The sequence below is a fragment of the Roseofilum acuticapitatum BLCC-M154 genome (genome assembly GCF_030068475.1).
Taxonomy (GTDB): domain Bacteria; phylum Cyanobacteriota; class Cyanobacteriia; order Cyanobacteriales; family Desertifilaceae; genus Roseofilum; species Roseofilum acuticapitatum.
Map to the genome: position 1 here is coordinate 79,045 of NZ_JAQOSP010000101.1, position 18,067 is coordinate 97,111.

At 46.9% G+C, this 18,067-nt stretch carries 18 protein-coding genes and 1 pseudogene; 12 read left to right on the plus strand and 7 right to left on the minus strand.

Going from position 1 to position 18,067, the window contains the following annotated elements:
* Positions 1-66: 66 nt before the first annotated feature.
* The 5 genes and pseudogenes from trpD to PMG71_RS15430 all read left to right on the plus strand — a co-directional run bounded on the left by trpD (position 67) and on the right by PMG71_RS15430 (position 5,799).
* Entirely contained in the window at positions 67-1,188 is a 1,122-nt protein-coding gene (trpD, locus tag PMG71_RS15410) for an anthranilate phosphoribosyltransferase (RefSeq protein WP_283754594.1), read from the plus strand.
* A 174-nt stretch (positions 1,189-1,362) separates the two neighbouring features.
* Positions 1,363-2,151, plus strand: a pseudogene (locus tag PMG71_RS15415) (thiazole synthase); the annotation flags it as partial.
* Positions 2,152-2,531: 380 nt separating this feature from the next.
* A complete protein-coding gene (locus PMG71_RS15420) occupies positions 2,532-3,506 on the plus strand; it encodes an HpcH/HpaI aldolase/citrate lyase family protein (protein ID WP_283754596.1) in 975 nt (324 codons plus the stop codon).
* 10 nt (positions 3,507-3,516) lie between these two features.
* A complete protein-coding gene (locus tag PMG71_RS15425) occupies positions 3,517-4,269 on the plus strand; it encodes an SDR family NAD(P)-dependent oxidoreductase (protein WP_283754597.1) in 753 nt (250 codons plus the stop codon).
* A gap of 27 nt (positions 4,270-4,296) precedes the next feature.
* Positions 4,297-5,799 carry an MmgE/PrpD family protein gene (locus tag PMG71_RS15430; RefSeq protein WP_283754598.1) on the plus strand — a complete coding sequence of 501 codons (1,503 nt, stop codon included), beginning with the start codon at positions 4,297-4,299 and terminating at the stop codon, positions 5,797-5,799.
* A gap of 419 nt (positions 5,800-6,218) precedes the next feature.
* Here the strand turns inward: PMG71_RS15430 and PMG71_RS15435 are convergent, their stop codons facing one another.
* The 5 genes from PMG71_RS15435 to PMG71_RS15455 form a co-directional block, all read right to left on the minus strand.
* On the minus strand, positions 6,219-7,325 hold the full coding sequence (locus tag PMG71_RS15435; RefSeq protein ID WP_283754599.1) for an AbrB family transcriptional regulator: 1,107 nt from the start codon (positions 7,323-7,325) through the stop codon (positions 6,219-6,221).
* Between the two features lie 65 nt (positions 7,326-7,390).
* Positions 7,391-7,801 (minus strand): hypothetical protein, encoded by a 411-nt coding sequence (locus PMG71_RS15440; protein WP_283754600.1) that lies wholly within the window; start codon positions 7,799-7,801, stop codon positions 7,391-7,393.
* A 99-nt stretch (positions 7,802-7,900) separates the two neighbouring features.
* Positions 7,901-8,887, minus strand: a complete 987-nt coding sequence (gene secF / locus PMG71_RS15445; protein WP_283754601.1) for a protein translocase subunit SecF — start codon at positions 8,885-8,887, stop codon at positions 7,901-7,903.
* A 3-nt stretch (positions 8,888-8,890) separates the two neighbouring features.
* Complete coding sequence (gene secD, locus PMG71_RS15450; protein WP_283754602.1) at positions 8,891-10,297, minus strand: protein translocase subunit SecD; 1,407 nt, start codon at positions 10,295-10,297, stop codon at positions 8,891-8,893.
* A gap of 154 nt (positions 10,298-10,451) precedes the next feature.
* Positions 10,452-11,435 carry an alpha-ketoacid dehydrogenase subunit beta gene (locus PMG71_RS15455; protein ID WP_283754603.1) on the minus strand — a complete coding sequence of 328 codons (984 nt, stop codon included), beginning with the start codon at positions 11,433-11,435 and terminating at the stop codon, positions 10,452-10,454.
* A 227-nt stretch (positions 11,436-11,662) separates the two neighbouring features.
* On the opposite strand from PMG71_RS15455, the gene PMG71_RS15460 reads away from it, so the two are divergent.
* From PMG71_RS15460 to PMG71_RS15485, 6 genes are all read left to right on the plus strand, one after another.
* Positions 11,663-12,253 carry a GNAT family N-acetyltransferase gene (locus tag PMG71_RS15460; protein WP_283754604.1) on the plus strand — a complete coding sequence of 197 codons (591 nt, stop codon included), beginning with the start codon at positions 11,663-11,665 and terminating at the stop codon, positions 12,251-12,253.
* Positions 12,253-12,624 carry an SET domain-containing protein-lysine N-methyltransferase gene (locus PMG71_RS15465; RefSeq protein ID WP_283754605.1) on the plus strand — a complete coding sequence of 124 codons (372 nt, stop codon included), beginning with the start codon at positions 12,253-12,255 and terminating at the stop codon, positions 12,622-12,624. Before PMG71_RS15460 ends, PMG71_RS15465 begins: the two co-directional genes overlap by 1 nt.
* 39 nt (positions 12,625-12,663) lie before the next feature.
* Positions 12,664-13,569 (plus strand): Uma2 family endonuclease, encoded by a 906-nt coding sequence (locus PMG71_RS15470; RefSeq protein WP_283754606.1) that lies wholly within the window; start codon positions 12,664-12,666, stop codon positions 13,567-13,569.
* A gap of 15 nt (positions 13,570-13,584) precedes the next feature.
* Entirely contained in the window at positions 13,585-14,421 is an 837-nt protein-coding gene (locus tag PMG71_RS15475) for a Uma2 family endonuclease (protein ID WP_283754607.1), read from the plus strand.
* Positions 14,422-14,521: 100 nt separating this feature from the next.
* Positions 14,522-14,941 carry an element excision factor XisH family protein gene (locus tag PMG71_RS15480; protein ID WP_283754608.1) on the plus strand — a complete coding sequence of 140 codons (420 nt, stop codon included), beginning with the start codon at positions 14,522-14,524 and terminating at the stop codon, positions 14,939-14,941.
* Positions 14,929-15,264 (plus strand): XisI protein, encoded by a 336-nt coding sequence (locus tag PMG71_RS15485; RefSeq protein ID WP_283754609.1) that lies wholly within the window; start codon positions 14,929-14,931, stop codon positions 15,262-15,264. Before PMG71_RS15480 ends, PMG71_RS15485 begins: the two co-directional genes overlap by 13 nt.
* 26 nt (positions 15,265-15,290) lie before the next feature.
* On the opposite strand, the gene PMG71_RS15490 is transcribed toward PMG71_RS15485, so the two are convergent.
* A complete protein-coding gene (locus PMG71_RS15490; RefSeq protein ID WP_283754610.1) occupies positions 15,291-16,145 on the minus strand; it encodes a tetratricopeptide repeat protein in 855 nt (284 codons plus the stop codon).
* Between the two features lie 204 nt (positions 16,146-16,349).
* On the opposite strand from PMG71_RS15490, the gene PMG71_RS15495 reads away from it, so the two are divergent.
* Positions 16,350-16,685 carry a XisI protein gene (locus PMG71_RS15495; protein WP_283754611.1) on the plus strand — a complete coding sequence of 112 codons (336 nt, stop codon included), beginning with the start codon at positions 16,350-16,352 and terminating at the stop codon, positions 16,683-16,685.
* Positions 16,686-16,887: 202 nt separating this feature from the next.
* Here PMG71_RS15495 and ruvB read toward each other — a convergent pair whose 3' ends face one another.
* The gene (gene ruvB, locus PMG71_RS15500; protein ID WP_283754612.1) at positions 16,888-18,000 is read right to left on the minus strand and encodes a Holliday junction branch migration DNA helicase RuvB; all 1,113 of its coding nucleotides are present in this window, start codon (positions 17,998-18,000) and stop codon (positions 16,888-16,890) included.
* Positions 18,001-18,067: the final 67 nt, after the last annotated feature.

Genomic DNA, 18,067 nt, shown 5'->3' on the forward strand with positions numbered 1-18,067 from the left:
ACGTGAAGCCGCCCTTAAAACTCCACAATAATTGAATGTCCTCTATTTCCTGACAATCCTGGATTCATGGTAGATTCTGCCCAAACAACCCCATCCGATTCTCTCAGTTGGCCCGATTTACTGCAACAACTGATGGATAAACAGTCCCTCTCCCGCTTTCAAGCGGTGAAATTGATGCAGGGATGGCTCAGTGAAGAAATTCCTCCTGTTCTGTCTGGAGCCATTTTAACCGCCATTCAAGCTAAGGGAGTCGCCCCCACCGAATTAGCAGGGATGGCGCAAGTGCTGCAAGCTCAAGCTGCAAGTCCCTCGGAAGCCCTCCTACACACGGAACCGGTAATCGATACCTGTGGTACGGGGGGCGATGGTGCATCCACCTTTAATATCTCTACGGCAGTGGCGTTTGTTGCCGCAGCAGCCGGGGTAAAAGTGGCAAAACACGGAAATCGGTCAGCGTCGAGTAAAGTGGGTTCTGCGGATGTTTTGGAGGCGTTGGGCGTGAACTTGAAAGCCTCCCCCGATGCCATTTCTGCCGCCTTGGGTGAGGTAGGAATTACGTTCCTGTTTGCTCCGGGTTGGCATCCGGCAATGAAGGCGGTTGTGCCGATTCGCAAAACCTTGAAGATGCGGACGGTGTTTAATTTATTGGGGCCGTTGGTGAATCCGCTTAAACCCACAGGACAAGTGATGGGGGTTTATGACAGGAAGTTGGTTCCCGTTATTGCTAAAGCTATACAGCAACTGGGAGGAGTGCAGCGAGCCGTTGTTCTACATGGAAAAGAAGGATTAGATGAAGCCGGGTTAGGAGATGAAGTGATTTTTTCAACAGTTGAGGACGGTACTGTTTATCGTAACCCACATAGTCAGGATCGATACGACATAGGCTTTTTTAGTGATTACAGGACAATATCGCCCCAGAAGTTAGAACTCTCCCCTGCCCCTATCTCCGAATTATGCGGTGGTGAAATCGAAGAAAATACAACCATCTTGCGTAATGTTCTCCAAGGAAAGGGAACCCGCGCCCAGCAAGAAGTGGTAGCGCTCAATGCTTCCTTTGCCCTGCAAGTGGGTGAAGTGACTCCTTGGGGACTGCATCGTGAAGGAATTGACAAAGCTTTGGAAATCATTAACAGTGGTGCAGCCTGGGATAAATTGCAGGAGTTGGTGAACTTCCTGAAAGAGGCTTAAGGTTTGCCCTCTCCCGTGGGAGAGGGAGGCTCAGTTTTAGTTAAGTAATGAGGAAAACCCCTCAATAATGGGGGCAGAAACGTTAAGCTAGAAAATTGTCCAATGTCATACCCAACTATGCAAACCCTCGATCAGAGTATTTCCCAACACCAACCTGATGCTGATTTTCCAGGCGATCGCCCCTTAGAAATCGCGGGTAAAACCTTTCACTCGCGCCTGATGACGGGCACGGGTAAATATCGCTCCTTTGAAGAGATGCAACAGAGCATTGTGGCTAGTGGTTGCCAGATTGTAACTGTAGCGGTACGTCGGGTGCAAACGAAAGCACCGGGCCATGAAGGATTAGCTGAAGCCATTGATTGGCAAAAGATTTGGATGTTACCTAATACTGCCGGATGTCAAACCGCAGAAGATGCTGTGCGGGTGGCTCGACTGGGGCGGGAAATGGCTAAATTACTGGGTCAGGAAGATAATAATTTTATCAAGTTAGAAGTGATTCCTGACCCTAAGTATTTGCTTCCCGATCCCATCGGCACTTTAGAAGCAGCCGAGCAATTGGTGAAAGAAGGATTCGCCGTTTTACCCTATATCAATGCCGATCCTTTGCTGGCGAAACGTTTGGAAGAAGCCGGTTGTGCGACAGTGATGCCTTTGGGGTCTCCGATTGGTTCCGGACAAGGGATTAAGAATGCGGCCAATATTGGCATTATTATCGAGAATGCGAATATACCCGTGGTGGTGGATGCGGGGATTGGTACGCCTTCGGAAGCGGCAACAGCGATGGAAATGGGAGCGGATGCTTTATTGATTAATACGGCGATCGCCCAATCCCAAAATCCGGCTGCTATGGCTCAGGCTTTCCGCTTGGCAACTGAAGCGGGACGACTGGCAACTGTTGCGGGGCGAATTCCCATTAAGGCCTATGCTAGTGCCAGCTCTCCCCTAACGGGTACGATTAGTTAACGCCATCATTGCACATCACCGTAGTGCCGTGACACAGCTAAAATAGTGCATTAGTGTAGGGTGGGTTAGGCGGCTAAAACCTAGACTATGACAGCAATCTATTAATCCGCCGTAACCCACCATTTTAGGGTTGTCACGGCAGTAGGTTGGGCAGAGCCAGAGGTCAGTCAAATCTGCTTCTTGTCCTGCCCACCTTACCCCACGAATGCTACAGCAGTCGGCTCCATTCAGTTTAGCTATAGCCAATAGTAGGGGGCAGTAAAGGAAGAGTTGACCGAAGGTAAAAAAGCTCCTAACATTTATTATGAGGGAAAAATTTATTCGGTCAAGAATAACTTTATCCTTAAATGTTACCTTAGAATTCATGGATTAAAAAAAGCATGAGCGAAAAATTTGCTCTTGAGTTTAAATTGCACGAACACAAGTTCGGCTTATCAGCAAATGTCTATGAGTACCTGAACGGATATTGCAGTGACAGTCAATTTAAACCAGAGTTCAAAAGAAGATCCCATCTGTTTGTTCCTCTGAATAAGCCTCGATACTTAGAAAAAATTGGTAACAATGAAGTCCCTGCCGATGGCTTTATCTGGGACTTAGAAGACAGCATTCCAGCAGACCAAAAGCAAGTGGCAAGAGATAGCATTGCCAACCTCCCCCCCAAACCCAGAATCGTTGAGTATAACGTCAGAATTAATGTTGGGGAACCCCAGGAGTTAGAAAAAGACATCAAAGCGATCGCTCAATTTCCCTTTGATTCCGTCACCCTGCCCAAAGGAGAATCGGGTGACCAAATTGCCCGACTAATGGAGGCAATTGGAGAGGACAAAAACTACATCGTTACCATTGAGACGATCGCCGGTCTCAAGGCCATAGACGACATCGCCAGAGTTCTCAGAAAAGGCCGAGATGCACTAGGTTTTGGGGTAGGCGATATGTCAACCGACCTAGGTGTAGATCGAATATCAACCTGTGAAAGTCCTTTATTCCAACAAATTTTAGGTACAATTGCCCTCACGGGAAAAATACACGGACTGGCATTATTTGACAGCGTTTCGGCCAAATTTAACGATCCTGAAAGTTCTCGCAAAGAAGCCGAATTATCTAGTCATATCTACGGTTTTACTGGTAAAAAGTGCATCAATCCCAAACAGTTAGAATTGATTAATTTAGTCTATTCCCCCACAATTGCAGAGATAGAAGAAGAGCTAGAAACTCTAGAATCATTCTTGGGCGGCGCTAAAACTAACGCTCATGTGGTCGGTGGCGAGTATAAGGGAATGCCTGCTTTTAAGGCAGCCGATCGCCAAATCAAAAAATACTTGAGGCAAGGATATTTAGCGCCCATACACTTTTAACGGTTGAAATATGACTCAAATCAATTTAGACGGTAAAGTAGCCTTGGTGACTGGATCGAGCCGCAATATCGGGCGGGCGATCGCCTTGGAATTGGGGAAACAGGGCGCTTCTGTCGTTATCAACGCCCGTACCAGTGCCGAAGAAGCCCAATCTACAGCAAAAGAAGTAGAAGCTTTAGGAGTAAAGGCCATCTCCGTCCTAGCCGATGTTGCTGATGAAAACCAAGTCCAGGCTATGGTAAAACAGGTATTGGACGAATTCGGTCGCATCGATATTCTGGTCAACAATACCGGACTGCGGCGATCGCGCCCCATAACCGACATGACTACAGAAGAGTGGCGCAGTGTTCTCGGAGTCAACCTAGACGGCCCCTTTTTCTGCTGTCGGGCAGTAGTACCCAGTATGCTCTCTACTGGGTGGGGTCGGATTATTAATGTATCAGGACTCAATGCCTTCATCGGTAGAACCGAATGGTCTCACGTTTGTGCCTCGAAAATGGGAGCGCTGGGTTTGACCAGAGCGTTAGCAGTGGAATTAGCCACACAAAAAATAACAGTCAACCACATTGTTCCCGGACTCATCAACACGAGCCTTGGTAGTTCCACAGATGAAAAAACGGTAAAACGGATCGCCACTGTCCCTCAAGGACGCTTGGGATTACCCGAAGAAATTGCCAATATGTGCGTCTTTTTGGCCTCAGATGCAGCAAGTTTCATCACCGGTCAGACTCTGCACGTCAATGGTGGAGCGCTACGATACTAACATTTTTAGTTTATCAACAATACAAAAGTGAAAATTCATCAAGTCCGAACCTATCCATCTAAAGAGTATCTTCCCCGCGAAGATCAACTGGCCTGGAAAATTGCCGCCGTAGCATCCGATCCCGTTGCAGTAGAAGACAACGTTGTTGAGATGATTATCAACCGCATCATCGACAATGCTGCTGCTGCTTGTGCTGCACTCAATTATCATTCAGTCCAAACCGCCCGCGCTCAAGCCCTCGCTCACCCACGCACGGGTGGCGCGACCCTCTTTGGCGTTCCCCCAGAAACAAAAGTCTGTGCGGAATGGGCGGCTTGGGCCAATAGCGTCGCAGTTAGGGAACTCGACTTTCATGATACGTTCCATGCCGCAGATTACTCCCACCCTGGAGATAATATCCCTTCGATTATCGCAGCCGCTCAACAATGCGGTTGTGACGGTATGGCTCTGACGCGGGCGATCGCAACCGGCTATGAAATTCAGATCGATTTAGTTAAAGGCATTTGTCTCCACGAACACAAAATCGACCATATCGCTCACTTAGGGCCGTCCGTAGCTGCCGCAATTGGTACTCTCTTAGGATTAGATACAGAAACCATTTATCAAGCCGTTCAGCAAGCCGCCCACACCACCATCACCACCAGGCAATCTCGCAAAGCCGATATTTCTAGCTGGAAAGCTTACGCTCCGGCATTCGCAGGTAAAAATGGTCTCGAAGCCGTCGATCGCTGCATGAGGGGAGAAGGTTCACCATCCCCCATTTACGAAGGGGAAGACAGTATTATTGCCTGGATTTTAAGCGGCCCCGATGCCGTTTATCACATGCCCCTACCCGAACCAGGGGAACCCAAGCGAGCCATTCTCGAATCCTATACCAAAGAACATTCTGCCGAATACCAAGCCCAAGGACTGATCGATTTAGCCTTTCGGATGGGAGAAAAAATTGATGACTTCGAGAAGATCAAAGAAATAGTCATCCACGGCAGCCATCAAACCCATTATGTTATTGGTACGGGTTCCGGAGATCCCCAGAAGATGAACCCCAAAGCCACGCGGGAAACCCTAGACCATTCGATTATGTATATCTTTGCCGTTGCCCTGCAAGATGGACGCTGGCATCACTTTGATTCTTATACGCCAGAACGCGCTCAACGGGAAGATACCGTTCGTCTTTGGCAGAAGATACGCACCCTAGAAGACCCAGAATGGACGCGACGCTATCACAGCCGCGATCCCAAAGAACGAGCCTTTGGCGCTCGCGTTGAGATTTTCTTTACGGATGGCTCTAAACTTGAAGATGAACTCGCCGTTGCCAACGCCCATTCCTACGGCGCACGACCCTTTCAGCGTCCCAATTATATTCGCAAATTTGAGATGCTTACTGAGGGAATTATTGCACCTAAAGAGCAGAAAGATTTCCTCGAATTGGTGCAACAGTTACCGAAACTAGCTCCAGAGGATTTAATGAAGCTGAATTTAATCGCATCTCCGGGCTATCTGATCGAAAATACTGCTCCAGGAATTTTCTAATACCCTAGTGCTAAAGCTTTGGGAAAAAGGGAGTAGTGGACTGTTTCAGCTAATTTGATGCATTGGGGGAGTGCGTAGCGTAGCGTGTCCGCAGGACAAACGTCTCGCTCGCTAGGGAAAACAACAGCGAGCAAGATGCTCGCACTCCCCAGAGTAGGGACAGAAAATTGTTCGCCTCTACTATAGTCAATTTGAATAACAATGAGACATTATGTAGGTCAATTTGTAAGGTGGGCAGTGCCTAAAGCTTTGGGCAAAAGGGAGTAGTGGACTGTTTCAGCTAAAAATAGCGTAGGGTGGGTTAGGCGGCTAAAACCTAGACTGTAATAGCAATCTCTCAATCCGCCGTAACCCACCATTTTAGGGTTGTCACGGCAGTAGTGTCGTGACTGCATTAAATGTTACCCTTGTTAACCCAACTAAGTTGTATTGGTTTTTTTATCTGCGATCGAAAGGTTGAAGATATAAATTCCTAATAAAATCAACATTTGCCTGGTAATTTGTATGGCTAAGACCATGCCCGTATCACCGCCTAACTGATTAGCGGTGGCAATCATTGCTTCTATTCCTCCAGGGGTAAACCCTAAAATTGCGGTGACAATATTGATGTTAGTGAGGCGATGAAATTGATAGCCAATGACCATGCAAGATAACATCAGGACGATCACTAGCAGAATTTCTAGTAATACGGCTTTCCAAAGTTTGCGGACTGTTTGCCAATCAAATTTCCAGCCAATGGAGAGTCCGACTAAAATTAAGGCTATAATCCACAACCAATGAGGGACAAAGAATAAGTTGGGCGCAGTCCAAAATAATAATAGCCCTAATAAAAAAGCGCCTAAAAATCCAGTGGTAGGGAGCTTAAGCCACTGACCTAGGACAATGCCTAAAATACCACATATGCCCAAGACGGGTAAATTAAGAACCATGGGTAGGGTAGCTTCGTTAACGGTTGAGAGTGTAGTGGTTATGGGTTCTACTCCATCATCCGAAAAAATTAATAAAGTTAAAGTGGGTATAGTCAGGACAACAATGACCATACGGATATATTGAAGCAGGGTAACGGTTATGGGTTCTGCCCCAAACTCTTCGCTGATCATGGCTAATGTACCCGCAGAGCCAGGAATGGCTCCCAAAAAACTGCTTAATTTATCGACTCCTGTCCATTTCCACAGCAGGTAACCGTTGAACATACTTAAAGCACCCGTGATCAAAATACATACAATGATCGGTACAGCATAAGTTGTGGTTAACATTAAGGTTTCAGGGGAAAATCTGGAGGCAGAGTAGAGGCCAATCATGGCTTTGCCCACTTTGATAAAACTAGAGGGGAGGGGTTGGCGATCGCTGTCCATACAAGCATACACAATCGCAACCAGTAAGGGGCCGAGCAGCCATCCAATAGGAACTCCTAGCTCATTGCAAGTAAAGCCGAAAACGACAGCGAGAGTGAAGACTGGGATAATTCTTTTGAGGTTGTCCCAGTTTGAGCGTATGGCTTGATTCCAGGATGCCAAGATTTCCATATTTTTTCAATGTTAGTGTCTGTTACTTCACCTCTTCACCATTAAACAGCGTTTTGGGTTGAAGATTAATCTTCCCTATTCCGTTCACCTTCAACTACCCAACGCCACAGGGGATGACTTTTCCCTTGTTGACGAATGCGAAAAACTTTACGCTCCAAGCCTTTCTGGTAACGCTGGGGAAAACCAACGAGAATATTGCGACTTTGCCAGACTAAAACGGCGGTGGTTAAACCAATACTACTGGAAAAGGCGATCGCCTCTAGGGGATGGAAATAGAAGCTATAGTACAGTCCAGACCAGGTAAAATGGTCAAATAGGAGCGATAGGGGCGATCGCATCTTCCACAGACTAGGCAACCCCAAAACCAACCACCATAGGCTCACCACCAACCACCGTCCTCCAACCAGCAGCCGATGATAGCGCATCACCTGCGCCTGAAATTGGGGGTCATCGATCTGAGAATCTGGGGAAGTCAATGAACAATTAACAATGAATAATTAACAAGAGGCGGGTTTACAAAGATATTGGTGGGAAGACGAAAATAGGGGTGAACCCGCCCCTATATTTTAGATGACCTACTCTGAGGTTGGGGTCGAGTCTAGGATTTCTCCCTCTGTAGCTGTTGCTGTTGTTAGGATAGCCCGTCCAGTTCTCTCGCGCCACCAAGCTAAGAGGGTACTGGCAATAAAGATACTGGAATAGGCTCCGGAAATAAAGCCGACAATCAGAGCTAGGGCAAAGTATTTGAGGGTTTCGCCACCGAGGAAGAAGATAGCGACCAGGGGCAAAATAGTGGTAATGGTGGTGTTGAGCGATCGCATCAAAGTCTGATTTACCGCTTCATCCACCACATCATCAATATGCTTTTCGGGATAAAACTGGAGCGTTTCCCGCACCCGGTCATAAATCACCACTGTATCATTAACAGAAAATCCGATAATGGTTAGTAGGGAGACGATAAATAGGCTATCAATTTCCACTCCTGCCACTAAACCTAAAATCGCAAACATTCCCATGGTGACGAACACATCATGAAAGAGGGCGACAAAGGCAAAAAAGGCATAATCGAGTTGGAAACGAAAAGTTAAGTAGAGAGTAATGCCCGCAAATGCCGCTAAAAGGGCGAGTAAACCAGACGTAAACAACTGTTTCCCCAAAGTGGGGCCAACCGTATCAATTTGGGTTTGGGTGACATCAAATGTACCGATCGCCTCAGCTAAACTCTTTTGTAGTTCCGTGCGCTCGTCTACATCTAAATCCTTAGTGCGGATGCTCACCCCAGTCCGGTTTTCGCCGATAATCTGGATATTGGGATTAGAAATACCCAAATTATCAGTTACTTCTCGCACTTTAGCAATTTCAATGGGTTGGTCGCAATTTCCCGGTTGGCTACAGTCGAGTTCCAGTTGCAGACGGGTTCCCCCGACAAAATCCAGACCTGGCCTTAGGGGGGCCCCAATTTCTGGAGTTATCCAAGAAATCGCCATCGCCACAAACCCAGCGACCACCACGCTAAAGGAAATTGACCACCAGAGGTTACGTTGTTTAATAATGCTAATCATGGTTTACCGTTTGGGGAGCGGAGCAAGATTGGGACAAAAGAGGTTCGGTTTACGCAGTCCGGGGAACTGAAGCACGTATAACATCAGGGTACGACTGCATGTAACGGCGGTAAACATACTGATCGCGACCCCAATTCCCAGGGTGAGGGCAAAGCCTCGGACTAACCCTGTACCTAACCAGAATAGGGCAATACAGGAAATCAAGGTAGTCAGGTTACCATCGAGGATACTGGTAAATGCCCGATAAAAGCCCGATTCTACCGAGCGATACAGGGTTTTACCCTCTCGTAACTCTTCCCTGGTGCGCTCAAAGATGAGGACATTAGCATCTACCGCCATACCGATACTAAGGATAAAACCTGCAATTCCCGGTAGAGTCAGGGTAACTTGGAAGAGCTTAAACGCGGCAAAGGTGAGCAGAGAATAAACGACGAGGGCAATATTGGCGATCGCCCCTGGCAGCCGATAATAGATCACCATATAGATTAGCACCAGCACCAAGCCACCCAACCCTGCATAGATACTGCGACGGATACTATCTTGTCCCAACGTCGCCCCAACCGTGCGGTTTTCCACAATTTCCACAGGCACGGGGAGAGCGCCTCCTCGCAGTTGGATCGACAAGTCATTGGCGGCTTCGGCGGTAAAATTACCCGTAATTTCCGCACGTCCCCCCACAATTCCAGTTTCAGCAAATTCTACACCGACGGTGGGGGCGCTAACGAGTTTATCGTCCAAGAAAATCCCAATACTGCGACCGGTTCCCGCTAAATTTCTCGTCAGTTCAGCAAACTTATCTCCCCCTTCACCATTAAATTCAAGTACGACGGCCCAGTTTGCACCGCCTTGGGGAGGACGGGGTAGGGAGTCTTGCAGTTGCTCACCCGTTAAGCCAACTTTGTCAAATAGGGGGGCAATTTCCTCATTGAGTTTATTAATCTGCTCCTGATTTTCGGCGATTTCCTCTGCGCTCAGTTCCGGATCTTCCTCTCTCAAAAGGGACTGCTCAAACTGCAACGTTCTCAAAATTTGATATTGAGCGGCAAACTCATCTTCTGTCCCTTGCCGTTGCTGGCGAAACTCCAACTGAGCTGTGCCTCCCAATACCCGTTCCGCCTGAGCCGGATCGTTGACCCCTGGCAGTTGAATCGAAAGCTGATCCTCTCCCACAGTCTGAATCACCGCCTCCGAAACCCCCAAACCATTCACCCGATTTTCCATCACCGCTTGCACGGCTTCCAGCTTTCTAGGTGTAATTTCCGGCACTTCCGGTGTAGTTTTCACTTGAATCGTTAATTGTGCCCCCCCTTGTAGGTCTAAACCTAGGCGGGTTTCGACTTTCGCCAACACCGTGATCGCGGCGATCACCAGCACAATCATTAACGCTAAAATTGTTCGTTGTTTGCCCATTGTTGAATGAGTAATGAGTAATGAGTAATAAGTAATGAGTAATGAGCTTTTCATCTCTAGAAGAGGAAGAGGGAGTGCGAGCATCTTGCTCGCTTTTCACCTCTAGCGAGCAAGATGCTTGCACTACTTGCCTCATTCCCCATTCCCCCATCTCCTAAACCTGTAGGGCCATCATTTGTTTAACGGCTTCTACAATTTTACCCGGTTGGACAATGGTCAAATTTTCCAGGGTTCCATTATAAGGAGTGGGGATATCTTGGGAAGATAGGCGCACCACTGGAGCATCCAGTTCATCAAAAAACTGTTCATTAATCGAAGCTGTCAATTCTGCCCCAATTCCCCCGGTTTTCATGCATTCTTCCACAACAATCACTCGATGGGTTTTGCGAATCGATTGGCCAATGGTGTCAAAGTCTAAGGGTTTGAGGGAAATTAAATCAATGATCTCTGGATCGAATCCTTCTTGTTCTAGGGTTTTAGCTGCTTGCATAGCATGGTGACGCATCCGAGAATAGGTCAAAATCGTCACATCATCACCGCGACGGACGATTTCTGCTCGGTCTAAGGGCACTAAATATTCACTTTCCGGTAAGTTTTCCTTTAGGTTATAGAGCAACACATGCTCGAAGAATAAGACTGGGTTACCATCGCGAATGGCTGATTTCATCAGTCCTTTGGCATTATAGGGGGTGGAACAGGCGACAATTTTCAGTCCTGGAACGGCTTGGAAATAGGCTTCTAGCCGTTGGGAGTGTTCTGCACCAAGTTGTTTACCTACTCCACCGGGGCCCCGAATCACGAGGGGAATGGTAAAGTTGCCCCCAGAGGTATAGCGCAACATGCCCGCGTTATTCGAGATTTGGTTGAACGCGAGGAGCAAAAAGCCCATATTCATCCCTTCAATGATCGGTCGCAGTCCAGTCATCGCAGCGCCAACGGCTAGTCCGGTGAAGCTGTTTTCCGCAATGGGAGTATCGAGTACCCGCAGTTCTCCATATTTTTCATAGAGTCCTTTGGTGACTTTGTAGGAACCGCCATATTGGCCAACATCTTCGCCTAAAACGAAGACGGAGGGATCGCGGGCCATTTCTTCGTCGATCGCTTCCCGGAGAGCATTGAAGAATAGTGTTTCTGCCATTTGCTACGATAAATAGAGTGTGGGGTTAGGTCAAAGTAGCAGTTTAACAAAAAATGGGGTCTTCGCAGTCATGGCGATCGAATCTGCGCTCGATTGGTTGGCGGTAGCTGGATATTTGGCGTTTGCGTCGTTTATTATCTGGCAAGTGCTGACTCGTTCAAAATAGGCTGGTGTCAATGGCCAACACTAGGGTAAACTGGACTCTCGGAATCAACCCTTACAGCATAATGAACGAAACTCTTTGCTTAAAGCAAGAGCATAAGGCAACTCAATTAAAGATTTTTCTACTTCCTCTTAACGAGAGTCATATTCAACACTTAATTCGACTCGCCCAAGAGAAAGATTTAGTGAATCTCATGGGTTGGGATACGTTTTTTGAAATAGAGGATACGGCTGGATTTATTACAGCCATTTCCGAGTATGCTTTGCCGGACTCGATCGCCAGCGATCCGATAGTTTTAGGCATTTACTTAGATCGAGATGCCAAACCGATTGGATATGCTGTCCTCAAAGGATTGAATGAGCAGTTAAAAACGGCAGAAGTCGGTGTAGCTGTTCTCGATCGCAAATATAGAAATAAAGGCTATGGCAGGCTGGGCTTAAATCGAATCTTGGCTTATGCCTTCCAAGAATTAGGTATGACCCGGATTTGGGCAACCATTCTGCCGTCTAACCACTACTCCGTGAACATGGTTAAAAAGTCAGGTTTTTCGGTCAAAGAACTGATGCCCAATTCTTGGACTCTGCCCAATGGAGAGTTGGTGGATATGGTATGGATGGAAGTCACCCCTGAGACCTGGAGATCGGTAGATAAATAATGATTGAAATTCAACTTTTCCCAGAAAAAGGACGTGGAGTGGTCGCTACCCAACTGATTCCCAAAGGTACAGTAATTGAAAAAGCACCCGTGGTGGACTTTCCAGCAAAAGAGCGATCGCTTCTAGATAGTACAAAAGTATTTAAGTATTACTTTGTCATCCCTTCAGAATACGAGAAAGGGAAAGAGGTGAGGGCCTATCTGGTGTTTGGATTAGCCTCTTTCTGCAATCATTCCGAAAGCCCAAATACTCATATGAATTGGGTGGAAGAGGAGACGGGTTTATGGGCCCATTTAATCGCCTCTGAGGAGATTCAGCCAGGAGACGAATGTTTGATGTTCTATACCAATATCGATCAATATTCTTTCTAGCGATCGCCTACAATCAGAGAAACGGGATCTAGAAAACCTATGACTCAAGCCGTAACTTTTCCCACGAAACTCCCCAACCATATGGAATTGCCAGAGGAGGATGGCTCGGTTGTGAAGAACTTCCAAGAACACCCCCAGAGCATTATCCTCACAGATTCCATTGGCTCGGTGATGAAAAGATTGCATCCAGATGGACAGTATGCGATTGGACAAGATAGCGGTATCTATTGGCGACTAACCGATCCCCCGGAAAGAGGTTGTGAAGCGCCAGATTGGTTTTATATCCCCAATGTTCCTCCTCTGCTGGATGGTCAATATCGTCGTTCCTATGTCCTTTGGCAAGAACATATTCAGCCCTCAGTGGTGCTGGAATTTGCCAGTGGTGATGGTACGGAGGAGCGAGATAACACTCCTCTAGCGGTAGCGAATGGGACAAAGAAGAGCAAGCCTGGAAAATATTGGGTTTACGAACAAGTGATGCGGATTCCCTACTATGGCATTTTTTCCATGAGTGCCGGGACTTTGGAGGTGTATCATTTGCAAGACATGACGTATCGTAAATTGACCCCGAACGATCGCGGCCATTATCCCATTCCTCCTTTGGAAGTGGAGTTAGGACTGTGGGAAGGGAATTACCAGAATCAGCATCAAAAGTGGTTGCGCTGGTGGGATAACCAAGGGAACTTGTTACTCACAGGAGAGGAACGCGCTGCATTAGCAGAAGAACGGGTAACCCTGGTACAGCAGGAGCGCGATCGCGCCACTCAAGAGGCTACCCTAGCACAGCAGGAGCGCGATCGCGCCACAGAACGAGCAGAACAAGCGGAGCAAAACCAACGAGAAGCCATTTCTCGTCTTGCTAACATGGGATTAAATTCCGCACAAATTGCCGAAGCCTTGAATTTATCTGTTGAGGAAGTCAGGGCGATCGCGAACATTGAGTGACCAACTAGAACAGCTATGACTCAAGCCGTAACTTTTCCCACTAAACCACCTGACCATATGGACTTGCCAGAGGAGGATGGCTCGGTTGTGAAAAACTTCCAAGAACACCCGCAAAGCATTATCCTCACGGACTCCATTGGCTCGGTCATGAAAAGACTGCATCCAGATGGACAGTATGTGATCGGACACGATAGCGGTATCTATTGGCGACTAACCGATCCTCCCCAACGGGGTTGTGAAGCGCCAGATTGGTTCTATATTCGCAATGTTCCGCCTCTTCTGGACGGTCAATATCGCCGTTCCTATGTCCTTTGGCAAGAATATATTAAGCCCTTCGTGGTGCTGGAATTTGCTAGTGGCGATGGTACAGAAGAACGAGATCAAACCTCTCTTGCCGTAGCCAATAGTACAGAAAAAAGTAAGCCAGGAAAATATTGGGTTTACGAACAAGTGATGCGGATTCCCTACTATGGCATTTTTTCCATGAGTGCGGGGACGCTGGAAGTGTATAATTTGCAGGATATAACCTATCGTAAATTGACCCCGAACGATCGCGGCCATTATCCCATTCCTCCTTTAGAAGTGGAGTTAGGACTGTGGGAAGGGAATTACCAAAATCAACATCAACAGTGGTTGCGCTGGTGGGATAATCAAGGGAATTTATTGCTCACCGGAGAAGAACGGGCTGCGGTTGCGGAACTCGAACGCGATCGCGCCACAGAGCGAGCAGAACAAGCGGAGCGATCGCAGCGAGAAGCCATTGCTCGCTTGGCTAACATGGGCTTAAATTCCGAACAAATTGCCGAAGCCTTGAATTTATCGATTGAAGACGTGAGGGCGATCGTCCTCTAGAAAAAGGGGGTAAGGTGGGCAGGAGGATACTTGAGATGACTCTGAACTAGAGGAGATTCTCCAATGGATAAACTAGAGTTTTATCGAGATACTATTAAGAATGGCAAAAGATATCTATCATGAAACAGTTAAAATGGCTTTAATTAAAGATGGCTGGACAATTACCAATGATCCACTGTCCTTAGCCGTTGGAGGCCGAATGGTTTATGTAGATCTGGGCGCAGAAAAACTATTAGCTGCTGAAAAAGATAACCAAAGAATTGCTGTAGAGATAAAAAGTTTTGTGCGTCCATCTCCTGTACAAGATTTAGAAAATGCTCTGGGTCAATATGTGCTTTACAGAGGATTAATGCAAGAATCACCTCTTCATCAAGATCGTAAGCTATATTTAGCCGTTTCGGATTTAGTTTATTTTGATTTTTTTGAGGAAAAAATAGCTCAAATTGCTATTCGTACCAATCAAGTTAAAGTATTGACATTTGATGAAACATCACAGGAGATAAGCCAATGGATAGAGTAAATAAATATGGTCAACTGATCCAAGAAATTCTAGACTACTATGCCCAAATTCCTTATAGTCATGGTGATATTAAGAGCCATGTCATTGCTGATTGGACAAACCATCATTTTATGTTAGTGATTATCGGTTGGGATGGAAAACATCGGGTTCATGGGATGATTACCCATGCCCAGATTATTGACGGAAAAATCTGGATTCACCGCGATGGGATTGAAGATGGAATCACGGAAAAATTGCTAGAAGCGGGTGTGCCGAAATCGGATATTGTTTTAGCCTTTCACCCGCCACACATTCGCCCCCATACTGGATTTGCGATCGCCTAATTCTAGGGTATCTGTTAGAGCCTCCATCAGGAAAGACTTAAAAATCGCTCTAAGGCTTCTGTAATGGTTGGAGGCCAACGGCGGATGTTTTTCACCCAATCTATATCTTTATACCGAGAGTCTAAACCGACGGCGGCTACCCAGTTACTTTCGGCTTCTCCTTGTTTCCCTGCTACCCATAAGGCGGCGCTTAAGGCGGCTCGCATGTCGGCAAATTGGGGATATTTGCGGTTGAGATTTCGCATCATTTTGATGGCTTGTTCGGTTTCGCCGAGTTCGTAGGTGGCGAGGGCTTGACTGGCGAGGGCAAAGGCGAAGTTAGGGGCAAGTTCGTTACAGGTTTTATAATCGGCGATCGCCCCTTCCCAGTCTTGTAAGCCCATTTTGGCATTACCGCGATTGTTGTATGCCTGGGCATCATCGGGGTTAATCTCTAGGATATGATTGTAGTCTTCAATGGCTTCTGTATAGCGTCCTAGTCCTTCTAAGGCTGCTCCCCGGTTGAGATAGGGATCGGTGACAGAGGGAGCGAGTTCGATCGCTTCATTATAATCGGCGATCGCCCCCTCAAAATCTCCCTGACTCGCACGGGTAATCCCCCGATTGCTCCAAGCGGCGGCACTTTCGGGATAAGCCTCTAAAATTTCCGTCCAATCCGCTTCTGCTGTGGCAAAATTCCCTTGATTTGCCGCCGTAAACGCTTCCTGCGCCACCTCTTCTAAGTTCCTCGACTCATCCACCGCACTAATTAACTGAGGCGTAGCACTGTTTTGATCCCAAATCTGATGAGGAAATTCCCGCATGGAAATCGCCTGGGCTGGCAAAATAATACTGGCTACGAGAATGACGACAATTAACAGTCCTTTCCAAAATACATTCATAAGTACGATTATAATCAGGATATTTCTTAGAGTTTACTGATTCTGAAATAAATTTTATTATATCCTAAAAATGCCTTTTTGTACAGACACAAAACGATCCACATTCTAGGGGGTTGAGATGGCGAAAGACATTTATCACGAAACGGTAAAAACGGCTTTAATTAAAGTGTTGACGTTTGATGAAACATCACAGGAGATAAGCCAATGGATAGAGTAAATGAATATGGTCAACTGATCCAAGAAATTCTAGACTACTATGCCCAAATTCCCTATAGTCATGGTGACATTAAAAGCCATGTGATTGCTGATTGGACAAACTATCACTTTATGTTGGTGATTATTGGTTGGGATGGAAAATACCGCGTTCATGGTATGATTACCCATGCCCAGATTATTGATGGTAAAATCTGGATTCACCGCGATGGGATTGAGGATGGAATTACTGAAAAATTATTAGAAGCAGGCGTGCCGAAATCGGATATTGTTTTAGGCTTTCACCCGCCCCACATTCGCCCCCATACTGGATTTGCGATCGCCTGATCCTAGGAGATACAGCAGTTTTCGCTGCTATGGGGTACATTTGAATCGCCCTCAATCTGCCCTTATACAAGACTCAGAGGGACTTTCTTACTCATTACTCATTACTCATTACTCATTACTTAACAGCGCGAAGCGCTGTAAGCCCTCATCCCCCTGCCCCCTTCTCCCGCAGGAGAAGGGGGAAAGCAATACAGAACCTCGCTTAATACGGTTCATCGGGATGGGTGTATCCCAAATGCTTCCAAGCGGCAGGTAGGGCAATTCGACCGCGAGAAGTGCGCTGTAAAAAGCCAATTTGTAATAGATAGGGTTCATAGACTTCTTCAATAGTTTGGGAATCTTCTCCTGTGGCAGCAGCGAGGGTTTCCAAACCGACAGGGCCGCCACTAAAATTTTCGATCATGGCGCTTAAAATCAGGCGGTCTGTCCAATCTAAACCACAGGGATCGACATTATAGAGTTCTAAGGCTTGAGCAGCAATATCTTGGGAAATTTGACCGAGTTTTTTCACTTGGGCGTAGTCACGAACTCGGCGTAAAAGTCGGTTGGCAATGCGAGGGGTTCCCCGCGATCGCCGGGCAATTTCCGTAGCTCCTTCGGCTGTGATCTCTGTACTTAAGACTTTTGCGGCTCGTTCAACAATTAAACTTAACTCGTCTAACTCGTAAAAGCGCAATCTTTGCAGCAACCCGAAGCGATCGCGCAATGGAGAAGTTAACGCCCCTACCCGCGTGGTTGCCCCCACCAGGGTAAAGGGTTTCAGGGGAATGCTACGAGTTTTGGCTGTCTTCCCTTTACCCACCGTAATATCTAAGCGGAAGTCCTCCATGGCTGGATAAAGTAACTCTTCAGCCACCCTAGAAAGCCGATGAATTTCATCCAAAAACAGGATATCTCCCGGTTGCAAACTGACTAATAAACCGACAATATCGCGGGGACGTTCTAAAGCAGGTGCAGCACTAATTTTGCAGTTTACTCCCATCTCGGAAGCTAAAATTAAAGATATAGTCGTTTTGCCTAAACCAGGCGGCCCGTAGAGTAAGAGATGATCCAAGGGTTCCTTTCTTGCTTTAGCCGCTTGAATGGCAATTTCTAACACACTTTTGAGGTCTTGTTGTCCCACATAATCGGCTAATCGATGGGGACGTAATTTTTCTTCCTGCTTGTCTGTTTCCTCCAAGCTCGCTTCTGCTTGTAAGAGAGATTCTTCCCCCTCCGGTTCTCGGTTTTTCTGCGCTTCATAGGCTTTGCGACTGGTACGCATTCGCCGTTTTTTGGGATCGGGGAAGGATGGATAGGAAGACTCAATAGCCATAGTTTGGGAGTAAATGCGAAAAGACAGCAGGCAAGTGGGATTGATTAAAAATTAAAAATTAGATTTC

Coding starts and splice junctions, on each gene's coding strand:
- PMG71_RS15435 (WP_283754599.1), bottom strand. CDS start 7,325: ATGGAAATCTTGGCATCCTGGAATCAAGCCATACGCTCAAACTGGGAC.
- PMG71_RS15460 (WP_283754604.1), top strand. CDS start 11,663: ATGAACGAAACTCTTTGCTTAAAGCAAGAGCATAAGGCAACTCAATTA.
- ruvB (WP_283754612.1), bottom strand. CDS start 18,000: ATGGCTATTGAGTCTTCCTATCCATCCTTCCCCGATCCCAAAAAACGG.
- PMG71_RS15470 (WP_283754606.1), top strand. CDS start 12,664: ATGACTCAAGCCGTAACTTTTCCCACGAAACTCCCCAACCATATGGAA.
- PMG71_RS15480 (WP_283754608.1), top strand. CDS start 14,522: ATGGCAAAAGATATCTATCATGAAACAGTTAAAATGGCTTTAATTAAA.
- PMG71_RS15420 (WP_283754596.1), top strand. CDS start 2,532: ATGAGCGAAAAATTTGCTCTTGAGTTTAAATTGCACGAACACAAGTTC.
- PMG71_RS15485 (WP_283754609.1), top strand. CDS start 14,929: ATGGATAGAGTAAATAAATATGGTCAACTGATCCAAGAAATTCTAGAC.
- PMG71_RS15455 (WP_283754603.1), bottom strand. CDS start 11,435: ATGGCAGAAACACTATTCTTCAATGCTCTCCGGGAAGCGATCGACGAA.
- secF (WP_283754601.1), bottom strand. CDS start 8,887: ATGATTAGCATTATTAAACAACGTAACCTCTGGTGGTCAATTTCCTTT.
- PMG71_RS15490 (WP_283754610.1), bottom strand. CDS start 16,145: ATGAATGTATTTTGGAAAGGACTGTTAATTGTCGTCATTCTCGTAGCC.
- secD (WP_283754602.1), bottom strand. CDS start 10,297: ATGGGCAAACAACGAACAATTTTAGCGTTAATGATTGTGCTGGTGATC.
- PMG71_RS15465 (WP_283754605.1), top strand. CDS start 12,253: ATGATTGAAATTCAACTTTTCCCAGAAAAAGGACGTGGAGTGGTCGCT.
- PMG71_RS15475 (WP_283754607.1), top strand. CDS start 13,585: ATGACTCAAGCCGTAACTTTTCCCACTAAACCACCTGACCATATGGAC.
- PMG71_RS15425 (WP_283754597.1), top strand. CDS start 3,517: ATGACTCAAATCAATTTAGACGGTAAAGTAGCCTTGGTGACTGGATCG.
- PMG71_RS15495 (WP_283754611.1), top strand. CDS start 16,350: ATGGATAGAGTAAATGAATATGGTCAACTGATCCAAGAAATTCTAGAC.
- trpD (WP_283754594.1), top strand. CDS start 67: ATGGTAGATTCTGCCCAAACAACCCCATCCGATTCTCTCAGTTGGCCC.